This is a genomic window from Oceanipulchritudo coccoides (assembly GCF_010500615.1).
GTDB lineage: Bacteria > Verrucomicrobiota > Verrucomicrobiia > Opitutales > Oceanipulchritudinaceae > Oceanipulchritudo > Oceanipulchritudo coccoides.
Map to the genome: position 1 here is coordinate 767,307 of NZ_JAAGNX010000002.1, position 14,822 is coordinate 782,128.

Below are 14,822 nucleotides of genomic sequence, written 5' to 3' on the forward strand. Positions count from 1 at the left end.
GCCAATCCTACCGTCTATGGCCCGCGGATGCGGGACTGGTCGCGGAGGAGGGGCTTTCACCCGCCCTCTTGACGCGGAAAGGGAGGAAGGTGGTGATCCCGTTTGATTTTGCAAGTAGAAAAGATGAGGGACTCTGGACGAGCGGCCGGGTCAGTAAAACCGGGGATCAGCAATCAGAGGGGACAAGATGTCTGGATAAAATGGGAGGGAATCTGGAACTTGGAGGCCATTTGCCCGGCAAGGGCGGTGACTCCATAGCGTTCGGTGGCGTAATGCCCGCAAAGGTAGAGGTTAAATCGCTCTTCCTGGGCCAGATTGAAGTGCTCCTGTCTCAATTCGCCTGTGATAAGGGTGTCGGTATCGTTTTCACGAAGGCAGGAAAGGGCGCTGCGCCCGGAACCAGTGAGAATAGCAACGCGTTTTGGGGACTGGCTTCCGAATTCCAGCGCAGTCATGCCATCTTTGAATTCCTCTTGAAGTCGGGTTTTCAGGACATCCCGGCTTTCGGGGGCCTTGGCCAGCAAGGCAATAGGCGTACCTTCGAAGGGAAGAAACCAGTCTTCGGGCTCCAATCCGATGGCCTTGGCAAGAAGCCGGTTGTTGCCGATTTCCTGATGTGCATCGAGTGGGAGGTGCGAGCTGTAGACGGCCAGATTGTGATCCATGGCCAATTTCAGCTTCCGGTAAAGGACATCGGTGTAGCGTTCCGGGGTATTCCAGAAAAGGCCGTGGTGAACGATCAGGAAGTCCACTCCTGCCTCTATGGCCTTCTCAAAGGGAACTATTCCCGCATCAACGGCGGCCCCGATTTTCGTGACTTCCCCGTTATTTTCGATCTGCAGGCCGTTATTGGCCCCGGGAAAGTCCTGGATGGAGGAGCGGTTGGTGACTTGGTCGCACGCGGTGACAATCTCGGATAAGCTGGGCATGAGGTTGAGTGTGTTAAATGAAAAGGGAACCGGCAAGGCCGGGATCAGGCAATTTACTGTTGAAAGGGATATATTGGCGGGAGCTCGAGAATACGCGTCAACTCATTGAGGGCCTGTCTCGATTCCTCCAGAAGCAGGGGATCCGCCAGATCTCCCGGGTGGAGCTCGGTGCGGTAATGGCGGTTAATCCACTTGAGGAGGTCATTGTACAGGGCATCATCGAGAATCAATCGTCCGGCCAGTGCTGCCTCTTCCGCTTCATTGAGGAGGATTCGCTGCCGGAGGCATGCTGGACCGCCTCCATTTCGCATGCTTTCCTTCAGGTCGAAGGAGAGCAGTTCGGAAATCGGGCATGCCGGGTCGTCGAGCCATGCGCTGCAAAGGGCTTTAACCACAGGGCTCTCCTGGCACTCGGCGGGCATGACGAGGAGAAAGCTTTGGTCGGGCTTCTGTAGCAGCTGACTATTGAAAAGGTAGGTCTTGACCGATTCCTTCAGGGAGACCTGCGAGGCGCTGACTGGGATGAGCTGGAGCGGTTCACCGCTAAGGTGCTCAAAGGAGCGCTTCAAATTGTCAATGGCCTGCTCCTTGGCGAAAGCCTCTTCATGATAAAGGAATGCGCGGCCGCTGCCGACGGAAATGACATCATTGTGGAAGACCCCGGCATCAATAGCCTTCGGGGACTGTTGCAGGAAAAGAGTCTGCTCGGATTCCAAGGCATGTAGCCGGGCGATCGCCTGCCAGCTTTCGAGGGTTTGACGGGCGGGAAACCTCGAGGGAGCAGCAATAGTCGAGTCCAATGCGCTCCGTCCATAGACGAACAGATGGAGGCCCTTTCCCGAAGGTCTGCAGGAAAGCCGGGTGTGATTGGCGGCTCCTTCGTCGGCCATGGCTTCTCCGCCTGCGAGCGGCGGGTGGACCTGAAAATGGTCTGGGTCCTTGAAAATCGCCTTCAGCAGCGTCTCCGTGAAGCCTGCCTCGATCGACCGGTGCAGGTTGCCGCTCAGGTTGGCTGGGGTGAAGTGTGCGCGTCCGTCCGCGGTGTCACTGGAAGGTGCCATTGTACAGGCGTTGGCGGTCCACATTGCGGAGGCCGAACTGGCTGCACGAAGGAGGGCAGGCGACTCCCGGGCCGCCTTTTCGAGAATGCGGGCATCATTTGAGCCCGTGAATCCCCAGCTCTGAAGGGCTGTTATGGATGGGCGTTCATGTGGCGGCAGAACAGCCTGAGGGAATCCCCGACGGGCGAGATCAGCGGCCTTTTCCAGTCCTTGCAGGGCGGCTTGGCGGGGATTGGATGTGGCCGCCTTGTTTGATTCCGAGGCGATATTTCCATGAGAAAGGCCGGCGTAGTTATGGGTGGGTCCGACCAGGCCATCAAAGTTGAACTCGCGGGTTTCCATTAACGAATCAGGATGCCCGGATTCACCCGGGAAGGGAAGTGCAAAGCGATTTTACGTTGACCAAAAGCGCTAAAGGGCAAACACCGGAGTGATGAAAGACGCGGATTCAATCCTGATCTACGACACGACTTTGCGGGACGGAACGCAAGGCGAGGGGATATCCTTCTCTGCGGAAGACAAGATTCTGGTCGCCGAGAAGCTCGATTCATTTGGGATTGATTACATTGAGGGCGGCTGGCCCGGCTCGAACCCGCGTGACATGGTTTTCTTCGACCTGGCGAAGAAGAAGACTTTCAAACATGCCAAAATCACGGCCTTCGGGTCGACACGCCGTGCCAACTTGAAAGCTGAAGATGATCCCCAGCTGGCGACCCTGCTGGAGGCGGAGACTCCGGTTGTGACGATTTTCGGCAAGACCTGGCTGCTTCACGTGACCGAAGTGCTCCGGACCACACCGGAGGAGAACCTTGCCATGATCGAGGACTCGGTCCGCTTCCTGAAGGAGGCTGGGCGCGAGGTTATCTACGACGCGGAACACTTTTTCGATGGGTTCAAGGACAATCCGGAATACGCCCTCAAGACCTTGAAGGCGGCCGCAAAAGGCGGTGCTGACTGGGTTGTCCTATGCGACACCAACGGGGGTTCCCAGGTCACTTGGTTGCAGGGCGTCGTGAAGCAGGCTGTTGAGGAAGTGTCACCAGTGCCGGTGGGCATGCATTGCCATAACGATTGTGGCATCGGGGTGGCTCTTTCCCTTGCCGGTGTGGAAGCCGGGGCACGCATGGTACAGGGTACGCAGAACGGATACGGTGAGCGCGTGGGTAATGCCAATCTCACTACAGTGATGCCGAGTTTGTGCTTTAAACTTGGATACCATTTTGCCGCTGAGCAAAACCTGGAAAAGCTTTCCCGTCTGGCCCATTCAATCGACAAGTTGGCCAACCTCGTACCTGACTCCAAGGCTCCCTACATTGGGCGGAGTGCTTTCGCCCACAAGGGTGGGGTGCATGCCAATGCAGCCCAAAAAGTTTCCCGCAGCTACGAACACATTGAACCCGAGTTGGTCGGGAATCGCCAACGGATTCTTCTTTCCGACATGGCGGGTGGCAGCAGTGTGGCCATGAAAGCTGGTGAATTGGGAATAGAGGTGGATCCGAAGTCTTCGGAAATGCGGTCCTTCATTAAACGGCTCAAGGAACGCGAGGCGCGGGGGTACGAATACGAAAACGCGGATGCCAGTTTTCAGGTTTTGCTCAGTCGCCACTTCCACGGCACAACGGATAATTTCAAGCTGGTCAGTTACCGGACCATCTCCGAAGTGGTGCGGGACAACCACGAGAACATTTCCGAGGCGGTTGTGAAGATACGCGTCGAGGGGGAAGAAGACATTAAGATTACCGTTGCCGAGTCGACCGGTCCTGTGGGCGCATTGGATCATGCCATGCGTCTGGCATTCGGGGCTCATTTCCCTGAACTGCGGAATGTCCAGTTGATCGACTACAAGGTACGGATCCTGCAAACCGGTCTGGGGACGGATTCGGTGGTCCAGGTGCTGATGCTTTCCGGTGACGGGGAAAAGACCTGGTGGACCTGCGGGGCTAATCCCAATATCATTGAGGCTAGCTGGCAGGCTCTGCGTGATTCCTACCGATATAAGCTGCTTGAACGATAGAGCCGTTTGAACCGTGACGGATTTGTCACATCTTGACCTGGGTTTGACGTAATCAGACACGGCTTGCCTTTGATTGGACTGGCGGTCATGGCTGACTTGTGCAGTTTTTTATGTGCTCAAGACAGGCATGAATCCATCCCAGGCAAAAGTCATTGATTTTCGGGAGCTTTCCAGCAACCGGCTAGTGCGCGCGTTTCTTGGATGTGCCCAATGGATTTTGGAGCCACTCTTGCGGACGCATAAAACCAATGTCACTTACCGGAAGTTGCTGGAGTTGCGGAAGGAGGATCCGGCAATTTCTTTCTATGACCATGGACTTGAAGCCTTGGGCGTGGTCTATGACATCAGTGAGAAGGATCTTTCAAGAATCCCCTCCGAGGGACCGGTGTTTCTTCTGGCCAACCACCCCTATGGAGGAGTTGACGGTCTTGTATTGGGATCGCTCCTCGACCGGATCCGGCCGGACAGTCGTTTGCTGGCCAATTCACTCCTGGACAGGATTGACCACATGGGTGGCCGGTGTTTTTACGTCAACCCGTTTGGGACACCCGACGCGACAAGGGGCAACTTCAAAGGGCTCAAGCAGACCCTTAAATGGTTAAGGGAAGGACACGCCATGGCGACCTTTCCATCAGGGACCGTTTCGCATCTCAAGTGGGGTTCAAAACGGGTCACTGATCCGCTCTGGGCGGAGAACCTGGTCCCCATCATTTTAAAAACCGGTGCAACAATTGTCCCGGTTTATTTTCCCGGCCGTAACAGCGACATCTTCCAGTTAGCCGGTTTGATTCATCCGTTTCTTCGCACCCTGATGCTTCCGCGGGAGATGGTGAACGCGGCGCAACGGCGGGTCGAAGTCCGGATCGGGAATCCTATCTCGGCGAAGCGCCTACAACACTTCGGGAATAACCGTGAAGTGATGGATTTCCTGCGCTTGCGGACATACATCCTGCAAAACCGTGAAGTGGCAAAGAAGACAAAATTCACCTCGGATGCCCGTAAGGCGCATAGCGGTGAACCCATTGTCGATCCCCAACCCCCGGAACTGCTGATCCAGGAGATAGAGAGTCTTAAGAAAAGCGCCTTATTGCTCGAGCATGGACCGTTTGCGGTTTACGCCGCACAGGCAAATGATATCCCCAACATCCTCCTTGAGATTGGCCGTTTGCGCGAGATCACTTTCCGTGCGGTCGGGGAGGGGACTGGTACGCCGCGGGACCTCGACAAGTTTGACGATGATTACTGGCACCTCTTTGTCTGGAACAGGGAAGAATATGAGCTGCTTGGAGCCTACCGTCTCGGCCTGACGAATGAAATCCTGCCGGTCAAAGGCAAGCGGGGGCTCTATACATCGACCCTTTTCCGCTTCAAGACGAAGCTTATCCAATCGCTGGATCCGGCGATTGAGTTGGGTCGTTCCTTTGTCGTCGAAAAGTACCAGCGCAAACCATTGTCGCTGGGTTTGCTCTGGAAGGGGATCGGGCAGTTTGTCGTGCAACACCCGGATCATTGTCATCTCTTCGGGCCGGTCAGTATCAGCAACGATTACAAGGGCCTCTCGAAGAATCTCATGGTGACCTATTTGCGGGAACATGCTTTGGACCCTGTCCTTGCCTCGAAGGTAAAGGCCCGGCATCCCACCCGCTCGCGCAATCTGGGCTCACTTGATCGTCGATCATTCAAGCGCTCAGTGCGTGATATCGAGGATGTCTCAGCATTGATTTCCGAAATTGAGCGGGAAGAGCGCGGGGTGCCGGTATTGCTACGGCAGTACCTGAAGTTGAATGCAACCATGTTGAGCTTCAATGTGGACCCGGCCTTTAATGACAGCCTCGATGGCTTGATCCTGATCGACCTGAGGCGGACCTCCATGAAGACGCTTGAACGCTACATGGGCAAGGACGGTGCAGAGCGGTTTTATGAGCATCACCGCCAGTCGATATCAAGCCTCCCTTAATGTAGTGAAAATAGACTACAAGGAAGCTGACTCGGGGATAAGGTCGTTCTGATAGCTCCAGAGGCGCGCATAATGGCCATCCTGTGACAGGAGCTCATCATGTGTGCCAAGTTCAATGATTTCACCCTCGCGCATGCAGACGATCTGGTCCGCCTTCCGGACTGTCGAGAGACGGTGGGCAATGATAAGGACCGTGCGGTCTGCGGTAAGGTTTTCGAGGGCTTGCTGGATGAGACGCTCGGTGATCGTGTCAACGCTGGCAGTTGCTTCATCAAGGATCACGAATGGAGGATTCTTGAGAAGCACGCGGGCGATTGTCAGGCGCTGCTTCTCGCCTTGCGATAGGCGAATTCCCTTTTCACCGATATTCGTATCCAGCCCTTCGGGCAGCTTCAGGACAAACTCCAGAGCGCAAGCTCCGTCAAGGGCGGCTTTGATATCCTCTTCGCTTGCCTCGGGGCAGGCCAGCAGAAGGTTATCGCGGACAGAACCCTCGAACAGGAATGGATCCTGGGCAACATGACCAACCTTTGAATGGATATCCTCCAGGTTCAGTTGGCGGATATCAATTCCATTTACGGTGACATTCCCGCTCGTGACATCATAAGTCCGCATCGTCAGGTTGGCGACTGTGCTCTTGCCTGCGCCGGTGTGGCCCACGAGTGCCGTGACCTTTCCGGATGGCAACTCCAGATTGAAATTGGAAAGTACTTCCGGCCGTCCGGGATATTTGAAGGAAACCTGATCAAAGCGGATATGGAGGGCTCCTTCCGGGAATGGTTCCGGGTTGGCCGGAGTCTCCACCTCGACCTCGGCGTCAAGAATTTCAAAGACACGATCCCCCGAGGCCTTACCGGCGGCGAGCATATGATTGATCCCATGGAGCTGGCCGATCGGCATGTAGAGCATGTTGGCGTACATGAGAAAGGCCACCAGCTGAGGAAATCCAAACTCCGAGTTTCCATTGAGAATCATCCATCCACCGAAGCCGATGACGGAAACAATTCCAAGGTTGGTCATGAATGTGGTACTGGGATTGTAGGCGGCCCAGCGGAACATGGCCTTCAAAGTCCGGGTCCGGAGCAGGGAGGCCTTGGTGTCGAAGCGTTGCCCCTCCCTTTTCTGCAGCCCGAAGGTCTGGATCAGCCGGTTGCCCTGGATGTCCTCCACAAGGAGACTGTTGAGGTCCCCTGCGGACTCCCGGACATGCTTCCAGACCTTGCGCGAGCCGCGTGAGTAGAAAATGCCCAGGACAATAAGGATCGGTACCGGTAGGAATACAAACCAGGCGAGAACGGGATTGGTCAGGAAGAGCATGATGGAGACCCCGATGATCATGACCAATGCGCGACCGCCCATTTCGGTTCCATCCAGCAGGGCCCGCTCGACAGCCATGACATCCTCAATGACACGGGAGGAAATTTCACCTGATTTACGCGCATCATAGAAAGAAACCGGAAGAATCAGCAGCTTCTGGTGGAGGTCGCGGCGCATGTCAAAAAGGACCTTTTGTTCGAGGGTGTTATTGCAGATAATCCGCAGGCCGTTGAGGATTTCGCTACCGAGGTAGAGCAGGATAATGCCCACAATACCGCTGACCAGCGTGCCGGCGGCTCCCTGATCCTGGATCTTTGTGAGAATGTTCTCGATGAATTTTGGGATGGCGATGGCGAGCAGGGTCATCCCGACTGCCAGGACCTGAACCATTGTAAAAAGGGCCGGGTAGCGGAAAAGGTATTGGGATACTCGCCAAATGACTTTCATGGTTAGGGGAAGGTCTTCCTGTATACAGTGTTTGTCAAAACGCATTTGGAAATGCCACTTTGCTTCGACGCTTTACAAGGGGGAATAATCGGACACTTTCGCAGATATGAGCAATGAAGACCTTGGTCCTACGGGAGCCATCTGCCGCGATTTACCTTCCGCCTACCTGCCGCATGCCGCAACCGGGCTGCTACACCTGCCCCGCTTTGTTGCGAAAATCCGGAAAGATTTGAAAGGTGAGTTGCCAGCCTCTTACCAGCGTAATTTCTGCCGCGGGTTTGACCGTTTTCTCTGCCTGCATCTGGGAGTGGACCCGGAGGCCGTTGTCGGAATCGTAAAGGAGGCGGGAGACGATGATGCGGAGCTGGATCGGCGCCTGCTGGAGCTTTTTCCGGCTGATGTCCGGGCCGCCAAGTGGAATCGCGAACTCGTGCAGAAGGGAATGAGCGAGATGGGCCGGGAGGCCCTTCAACAGGCCAAGGAAAAGATGGGGGCGGGTGATCGTGAAGACCTGATTTCTTTCGCCGACATGATCGATTTTGACGAAGGCCGTATTTCCTGATAGGACGTTGACTATGAGTGTTGAGAGGCCGGAAAGCAGGCTTTCCTTTTCCACGTTGGGAAGTTGCGCAAGGGGAATAGATTCAGTCATCACAAGGCTGATGGCCGCCAAGCTGGCCCAGCCTGAAATGCTGTCACTGGCCGCCGGGTTTACGGATAATGGCCTTCTCCCACAGGAGCTTGTCGGGGAGGCAGTCGCCCACTTGGCGGGCACCGAGAAGAAAGCCCACTTTCAATACGGCATGAACCGTGGACGTCCGGGCTTGCGGAATTGTGTCATCGATCTCCTGAAGACCTATCCGGGTGAAGCGTCTCTAAGTTTGTCTCCGGAAAACATTCTGATCACCAATGGATCCCAGCAGGGCTTGTATATTCTTGTGCAGATGCTGTGTGATCCCGGCGACATCGTTCTTGTCGAAAGCCCCAGCTACTTTGTTTTTTTGGAATTACTGAAGGGACTTGGGGTGAAGGCAGTATCCATTCCCATGGATGCCGAGGGCCGTATTGATGCCGATGGCCTGCAGGCGCTGATTGACACCTACAAGGCCGATGGAATTTTCGATCGGGTTAAACTGGTTTATCTCATGGGGGCTTATGCAAACCCCTCGACACGCTGCATTGACGAGTCTGAGAAGGCAGCACTGGCAGGTGTCCTTCACGCCCTTGAGCGACCGATTCCGGTCATCGAGGACATGGCCTATCGGGAACTGTACTTTGAGGAACCCTTTCCAGCCAGGAGCCTCCTCGCGATGAGCGAGTGGGATGACTATCCGGTCATTTACGCCGGGACTTTCACAAAACCCTTCGCGACGGGAATGAAAGTGGGGTTCATCGTCAGTCGCGACCGGGAGTGTCTGGATACTGTGGCAAGCATCAAGGGCCATCAGGATTTCGGGACCGCTCATTTTCCGCAGGCCATTCTTGAGTATGTTTTGAGCTCCGGTGCTTATTCGGCCCACTTGTCACATATCCGGCAGGCCTACATGAAGAAGCGTGACTTGCTTGAAAGCGCACTTGAGGAACACGGATTTCGGGATGCAGGCTGGTCGTGGCAACAGCCGCGGGGCGGCCTCCTTCTCTGGGCCCGTGGCCCGGAAGGAACCGATACGCGCATCGGATCGGCGTTCCATCGGATTTGCCTCGAAAAGGAGATTCTGTATGTCCCGGGCGATCTTTGCTTCGCCGAAGGAAGCCCGCATGGCCATGTGCGGTTGAGTTTTGGCGCACTGGAAAGTGCCCTGATCCCGGAAGCAGCGCGTCGCTTTTGTGAGGCTGCTCTTGCGGCGGAAAAGGGTTGAAACAGGTGCGCTTTACTGCCTTGTGATTCCCGGTTCAGCAGGCTCCTTGCCCCTGCTGCGCAAAGCCTCGGCAAGCAGTTCCATATCCATGCGAACTCCTGGGAAGAGCCCATTACGGGCAAACCAGCCGGAGTTCATTTCGAGCGCGTATTGCAAGTCCTTGCCTCTTGAGACTGTTCTGGTCGTATCAAAAGGGACCATGCGGTGCACCTCACAGAGCAAGCCCGTCTCATCAAAAAAACCGATATCGAGGGGAATCCGCGTATTGGCCATCCAGAAGGCGAGTTGCCGGGGTGAGTCGTAAGGAAAGAGCATTCCCCGGTTTTCCCCGAGGCTATCCCGGTACATGAGTCCTTTGCGCTGTTCAGCCTGTGTCAGGACAATTTGTGCCTCGAGGGTGACATCACCTACTTTAAGGGCAATCCAAGCTTCCGGTCCGAGTGGATCGACGGATGTATCGGCTTCCTTCTGGCAGCCGGCAAAAAGAAAAAACATGGGGAGGATCAGGCAGAACAGCTTGCGCATGGATTGAATTAACTAGACATGATGCGGGGCATCTCAATTTTAAAATGATGAAGAGCAAGCGAACCAAGCCCGCAAGTGAAGTCCTCCTGTACGCCGATTCAGAGTCGAGTGCCGACATGTTGTATTTCGGGGAGGTCTTTGTCCCCGATCCATTCATCGCATTCTCGTGCGAAGGTAAGCGGGTGGCAGTGGTCAGCCAGCTTGAATTTGGCCGGGTTCGCGCGGAGAGCCGGTTTGATGAAGTCCTTTCGCTCGAGGAATTGGCCAGGGAATCCGATCGCAAGCACGGTTACCCGGCGGGATTAATTCTGCACCTGGCAAAGAAATTCCGGATTCGCCGCTTCCGTGTGGCCGCTGACTTTCCGTGTGGCCTTGCCTTCAAGTTAAAAGAGGCTGGCTTGAAATTTGATATTGAGGAGGGCGCGCTCTTCCCTGAGCGGGAACTGAAAAGCGACGAGGAAGCCAAGCTCATCAGGGAGGGCAACATGGCCTCTTCAGCTGGATTTAGGGTGGTTGAAAAGATTCTCCGGGAATCTGAAATCCGGAAGGGATATCTGTACCACGGAGGGCGGCGCCTGACGTCGGAACAGGTTCAAGAGGCTATCGCGGTGGCCTGTCTCAAGCGCGGAGCAGTGGCGGCCAATACGATTGTCGCCGGAGGAGACCAAGCCTGCGATCCACATTGCCGCGGCACGGGTCCTTTGCGGGCCAATGAGTTGATCATCGTTGATATCTTTCCGCGTGTAGCGAAAAGCGGATACCACGGTGACATGACCCGCACCTACCTGAAGGGGAGGGCAACCGAGGCGCAGAAGGCCTTGTACAATACGGTCTTTGAGGCAGAACAAAACTCCCTTGCGGAACACCGGAGTGGCAAGTCGGCCTCACGGATCTATAAGGACGTGGTCAAGTTTTTCAACGAGAAGGGCTATACGACACGCCGGGACAATGGTGTACCGGTCGGGTTTATCCATGGCCTTGGGCATGGCCTCGGGCTTGCCGTGCACGAACCTCCCCGTGTCAACCCGAGTGGATCACGACTCCGCAAGGGACAGGTGATTACCGTCGAACCCGGACTGTATTACCCCGGTCTGGGCGGCGTGCGCGTGGAGGATGTGATTCGGGTGACGACCGGGAAGCCGGAGATGCTTTCCAGCCATCCGTACCGTTGGCAGATCCGCTAGGACCCGACGGACTACATCCGCTGGAGTGTTTCGAGGCCGAGGAGGTGAAGACCCGTCTCCATGATGGTCAGGGTCCGCGCGCAGAGTAAAAGGCGGCGTGCCCGGACATCCTCTTCCTCCACAATGACCTTGTTGGCATTGTAGAATGAGCTGAATACGCCCGCCAACTCGAAGAGATAGGTGCAGAGGATGTGGGGGCGGAGATCCGCCAAGACCAGGTCAATGGTGCTCGGGAAAGCGAGGAGCTTGCGCGATAGGGCCCGTTCCTCGTTTGTCTGGAAATCCGTGGCACTTTCAAATGTAGCGGATTCCTCGATACCTGCTTTCCGGAAAATGCTGTGTATGCGAGCCACTGCGTAAAGGAGATAGGGGGCCGTGTTGCCTTCGAAGCCAAGCATTTTTTCCCATGAGAACAGGTAGTCGCTGGTGCGATTTTGGGACAGGTCGGCGTAGCGAATTGCCCCCAACCCGACCACGCGTGCCACCTCCGCGATTTCCTCCGCGGAAAGATCCGGGTTCTTTTCCCGCACAATTGCGGCCGAGCGACTAACGGCTTCCGCGAGCAGTTCCTTCAGTTTGACCGAGCCCCCTTCCTTTGTCTTGATGGGCTTGCCGTTTTCCCCGAGTACACTGCCAAAGGAGACATGCTCCATCTGCGGGATAACCCGGCCAGCTGTCTTGAACCACTTCTCAACGGTTAGAAACAGCTGTTGAAAGTGGTCAGCCTGACGGGAGTCGACGACATAAAGCATCCCGTCTGCCTTCATTTCCTCAACCCGGTAAAGGACTGAAGCGAGGTCGGTGGTGGCGTAGTTGCTGGCCCCGTCGCTTTTCCTGATCAGGAAGGGCTGTTTGGCGAAGCGCTTGTGTTCAGGGTGGAAGACGACAATTGCGCCATCACTTTCCTCGGAGAGTCCGGTTTTTTCTAGCTCCTCGTAAATTCTATCCACCTTGTCGCGGTAGAAACTTTCCCCGAGAACCACATCGAACTTGATGCCCAGCTGGCTGTAGATGTGATCGAAGGATTTCCAACTCACCTCGGTAATGGAATTCCAGATACGCGTGTTCTCAGCATCCCCGTTCTGCAGCTTGACAAGTTCTTCCCTGATCTCAGTGGCCTGTTCCGTCGATTCCTTGTAGGCGGCATGGCCTTCCTTGTATAGCGCTTCCAGTTCCGCGACAGCGGTGTCCGGGTCCGCTGATTCGAGGTCATAGCCCTTGCGCTTGATGGCCCAGATGAGCATTCCAAACTGGGTTCCCCAATCCCCGATATGGTTGTCCCGTGTGACTGTGGCCCCGGCAAATGAAAGCAGGCGACTGAGGCATTCCCCGATCACCGTCGAGCGGATATGGCCGACATGCATTTCCTTGGCTGTGTTGGGCGAACTGTAATCGACCACCATGACACGGTCCTTGAGCCGTGAGCCGGCACCCGACTTCAGGTCATCTTCGGAGACGAAGCGATGAAGCCACTGAAGGGAGAAGCGGGGAGTGAGCGTGAAATTGATGAACCCAGGGCCCGCGATACTCCATTCCATCAACGCGGGATCCAGCAGATTACCGGCTACCGCTGATTCAAGCAGAGCGGTCGCCACCTCACGCGGGTTCTTGCCCGCTTTTTTTGCATAAGGGAGTACGCCGTTGACTTGGTAATCCCCGAAGCGCGGATCAGCGGGCCGGACAACCGGATCAAAGGATTCCGCGGAGAGCCCGGCTTCGAGGGCCGCCTTCCGCATGGCGCGATCAATGAGGTCCGCAGGATTGAAGAGTATTTCCATTACCCGATTCACGAAAGTGTATCCCCATTTTCGGGGCAAGTGGATAACGCAGTAAATTTCGACGAGTTTGCGCCTGCGGACTTGCCCAAAAGGGAGGCTTTGCTGCATCGTCTTCTCCTGAATGGCTTTGGTTGATTGGAAGAGAGCTCCCGTTTGCATGATGGATTTTGAAGGAAGTCCCTCCAGCGGTGTGGTTGAATTTGGTGTGGTGATTCTCGAGAACGGTGAAATCCGTGAGACGCACACGGCCCTCTGCAAGCCGACGGGAAGCATTTCCGAGAGGGATCGCGAGGTCCACGGAATCAGTGAACAGACAACCCGGTCAAAGCAGCCATTCTCGGACGCCTACGAGCAATTCACGGCCTTTCGGCGGGAAGGGGTTTTTGCGGCGCACAACCGGCACGCGGAAAACAGTTTCCTGAAAAAGACCTGGGCCGTTCCTCCCGCTGTTCCAGATTGGCGTGGCAACAACGAGACCGCCCAGGAATGGGGCCCGTGGATTGATACACTGAGCATTTACCGGGTACTCTACCGGGGTCTCGAATCCTACGGCCTTGGGGAACTCGTCGATGCTTTCAATTTGCGCGCTTCACTTGAAGAGCTGTCGCTTGAGCGCTGTCCCGAAGGCCGTCAATCAGCCCACTGCGCTCTTTATGATGCCCTTGCCTCCGCACTTCTTTTATTACGCCTTGAATCCGAGGATTCCCTCCGGGGTCGCATTTCAATCCCTTGGCTCCTTGAATTGAGCGATCAGGCCGACGCCCAGCAAGAACTCTTTTGACTCCCCGGCCATGGCTGCTTCCTCTTATCCATATGCGTGGTGAGCCCATAGAAATTTTCGACCGATATACCGGCCAAGAGCTGCAGGAGGCCGTTTACGGTGAATCTTCGCTTCGGCTTGTCTACGAGACCTCTGTTGGAAGAGCTGGCGCCGCCTGCCTGTTTTCGCGGCCATTCATTTCACGGCTTTTCGGCTGGTATATGAAGCGTCCGGCCTCCGCCAAAAAAGTCCGCCCCTTTGTCAAGAGATACGGGCTCAATGAGGCTGAGTTCAGTCGACCTCTTGATGCCTATGAATCTTTCAACGCCTTTTTCTGCCGGGAACTGCATCCGGAGGCCCGCCCGGTGGATGCCGACCCGGATTCCGTTGTATTCCCGGCCGATGCCCGGCATCTGGGATTTCAGGAACTGGGATCCGAGGAACGGGTATTCGTGAAAGGCCAGTCATGGGATCTTGGCAAACTGCTTGGTGGTGATGCGGAATTGATCCGCCGGTTCAGTGGAGGGAGTCTGGTCCTCAGTCGGTTGTGTCCGGTTGATTATCACCACTTCCATTATCCCGCCAGCGGGACTGTTGAGTCCGCCAACTGGCTTGGCCAGCGCCTGTATTCGGTCAGTCCAATTGCCCTGCGCCAACGGCTTGCCTATCTCTGGGAGAACTTGCGCTACCTGACCCGCATCAAGACGGACTCGATCGGCGAAGTCTGTTTTATCGAGGTGGGGGCAACCAATGTGGGCTCAATCCAGCATCGACCCCTGCCTCCGGATGGCAAAGTGACAAAGGGGGAACCAAAGGGCTGGTTTGAGTTTGGCGGTTCCTCCGTTATCACGCTGTTTGAGCCGGGGAAGGTCATACTCAGCGATGATTTGATCACTTGTTCAGCCAAGGGCATTGAGCTGTATGCCCGATGTGGCGATAAAATGGGGATTTTTTCCCGCTAATGGCTTGCCGTCGCGCGGCTCTGCGGTTG

At 55.7% G+C, this 14,822-nt stretch carries 12 protein-coding genes; 7 read left to right on the plus strand and 5 right to left on the minus strand.

What is annotated here, in order from left to right:
- Positions 1–173: 173 nt before the first annotated feature.
- The gene (locus G0Q06_RS08880; RefSeq protein ID WP_163964629.1) at positions 174–929 is read right to left on the minus strand and encodes a Nif3-like dinuclear metal center hexameric protein; all 756 of its coding nucleotides are present in this window, start codon (positions 927–929) and stop codon (positions 174–176) included.
- 53 nt (positions 930–982) lie between these two features.
- On the minus strand, positions 983–2,332 hold the full coding sequence (gene astB, locus G0Q06_RS08885; RefSeq protein ID WP_163964633.1) for an N-succinylarginine dihydrolase: 1,350 nt from the start codon (positions 2,330–2,332) through the stop codon (positions 983–985).
- A gap of 91 nt (positions 2,333–2,423) precedes the next feature.
- Between astB and cimA the strand changes: the two genes are divergently transcribed.
- Positions 2,424–4,004, plus strand: coding sequence for a citramalate synthase (gene cimA, locus G0Q06_RS08890; RefSeq protein ID WP_163964636.1), 1,581 nt, complete (start codon positions 2,424–2,426; stop codon positions 4,002–4,004).
- A gap of 127 nt (positions 4,005–4,131) precedes the next feature.
- On the plus strand, positions 4,132–5,961 hold the full coding sequence (locus tag G0Q06_RS08895; RefSeq protein ID WP_163964639.1) for a bifunctional lysophospholipid acyltransferase family protein/GNAT family N-acetyltransferase: 1,830 nt from the start codon (positions 4,132–4,134) through the stop codon (positions 5,959–5,961).
- Between the two features lie 15 nt (positions 5,962–5,976).
- On the opposite strand, the gene G0Q06_RS08900 is transcribed toward G0Q06_RS08895, so the two are convergent.
- Complete coding sequence (locus tag G0Q06_RS08900; RefSeq protein ID WP_163964642.1) at positions 5,977–7,725, minus strand: ABC transporter ATP-binding protein; 1,749 nt, start codon at positions 7,723–7,725, stop codon at positions 5,977–5,979.
- 106 nt (positions 7,726–7,831) lie between these two features.
- Between G0Q06_RS08900 and G0Q06_RS08905 the strand changes: the two genes are divergently transcribed.
- The gene (locus G0Q06_RS08905) at positions 7,832–8,287 is read left to right on the plus strand and encodes a DUF5069 domain-containing protein (protein ID WP_163964647.1); all 456 of its coding nucleotides are present in this window, start codon (positions 7,832–7,834) and stop codon (positions 8,285–8,287) included.
- 13 nt (positions 8,288–8,300) lie between these two features.
- A complete protein-coding gene (locus G0Q06_RS08910) occupies positions 8,301–9,584 on the plus strand; it encodes an aminotransferase-like domain-containing protein (RefSeq protein ID WP_163964650.1) in 1,284 nt (427 codons plus the stop codon).
- Between the two features lie 12 nt (positions 9,585–9,596).
- On the opposite strand, the gene G0Q06_RS08915 is transcribed toward G0Q06_RS08910, so the two are convergent.
- A complete protein-coding gene (locus G0Q06_RS08915; RefSeq protein ID WP_163964654.1) occupies positions 9,597–10,109 on the minus strand; it encodes a DUF192 domain-containing protein in 513 nt (170 codons plus the stop codon).
- 44 nt (positions 10,110–10,153) lie between these two features.
- Here G0Q06_RS08915 and G0Q06_RS08920 point away from each other — a divergent pair, with 44 nt between their 5' ends.
- Positions 10,154–11,293 (plus strand): M24 family metallopeptidase, encoded by a 1,140-nt coding sequence (locus tag G0Q06_RS08920; protein ID WP_238710453.1) that lies wholly within the window; start codon positions 10,154–10,156, stop codon positions 11,291–11,293.
- Positions 11,294–11,304: 11 nt separating this feature from the next.
- Here the strand turns inward: G0Q06_RS08920 and argS are convergent, their stop codons facing one another.
- Positions 11,305–13,230, minus strand: a complete 1,926-nt coding sequence (gene argS / locus G0Q06_RS08925) for an arginine--tRNA ligase (protein WP_238710455.1) — start codon at positions 13,228–13,230, stop codon at positions 11,305–11,307.
- Between argS and G0Q06_RS08930 the strand changes: the two genes are divergently transcribed.
- Together G0Q06_RS08930 and G0Q06_RS08935 are read left to right on the plus strand one after the other, a co-directional pair.
- Positions 13,229–13,852: a 3'-5' exonuclease gene (locus G0Q06_RS08930; protein ID WP_163964658.1), complete on the plus strand. Its 624-nt coding sequence runs from the start codon at positions 13,229–13,231 to the stop codon at positions 13,850–13,852. The two genes, argS and G0Q06_RS08930, sit on opposite strands and share 2 nt — an antisense overlap.
- Positions 13,853–13,884: 32 nt before the next feature.
- A complete protein-coding gene (locus tag G0Q06_RS08935) occupies positions 13,885–14,793 on the plus strand; it encodes a phosphatidylserine decarboxylase (RefSeq protein WP_163964661.1) in 909 nt (302 codons plus the stop codon).
- Positions 14,794–14,822: the final 29 nt, after the last annotated feature.

What these genes read in the sequence shown, in the direction of transcription:
- cimA (WP_163964636.1), top strand. Translation starts at nt 2,424, where the DNA reads ATGAAAGACGCGGATTCAATCCTGATCTACGACACGACTTTGCGGGAC.
- argS (WP_238710455.1), bottom strand. Translation starts at nt 13,230, where the DNA reads ATGCAAACGGGAGCTCTCTTCCAATCAACCAAAGCCATTCAGGAGAAG.
- astB (WP_163964633.1), bottom strand. Translation starts at nt 2,332, where the DNA reads ATGGAAACCCGCGAGTTCAACTTTGATGGCCTGGTCGGACCCACCCAT.
- G0Q06_RS08880 (WP_163964629.1), bottom strand. Translation starts at nt 929, where the DNA reads ATGCCCAGCTTATCCGAGATTGTCACCGCGTGCGACCAAGTCACCAAC.
- G0Q06_RS08910 (WP_163964650.1), top strand. Translation starts at nt 8,301, where the DNA reads ATGAGTGTTGAGAGGCCGGAAAGCAGGCTTTCCTTTTCCACGTTGGGA.
- G0Q06_RS08935 (WP_163964661.1), top strand. Translation starts at nt 13,885, where the DNA reads ATGCGTGGTGAGCCCATAGAAATTTTCGACCGATATACCGGCCAAGAG.
- G0Q06_RS08905 (WP_163964647.1), top strand. Translation starts at nt 7,832, where the DNA reads ATGAGCAATGAAGACCTTGGTCCTACGGGAGCCATCTGCCGCGATTTA.
- G0Q06_RS08920 (WP_238710453.1), top strand. Translation starts at nt 10,154, where the DNA reads ATGATGAAGAGCAAGCGAACCAAGCCCGCAAGTGAAGTCCTCCTGTAC.
- G0Q06_RS08895 (WP_163964639.1), top strand. Translation starts at nt 4,132, where the DNA reads ATGAATCCATCCCAGGCAAAAGTCATTGATTTTCGGGAGCTTTCCAGC.
- G0Q06_RS08915 (WP_163964654.1), bottom strand. Translation starts at nt 10,109, where the DNA reads ATGCGCAAGCTGTTCTGCCTGATCCTCCCCATGTTTTTTCTTTTTGCC.
- G0Q06_RS08900 (WP_163964642.1), bottom strand. Translation starts at nt 7,725, where the DNA reads ATGAAAGTCATTTGGCGAGTATCCCAATACCTTTTCCGCTACCCGGCC.
- G0Q06_RS08930 (WP_163964658.1), top strand. Translation starts at nt 13,229, where the DNA reads ATGATGGATTTTGAAGGAAGTCCCTCCAGCGGTGTGGTTGAATTTGGT.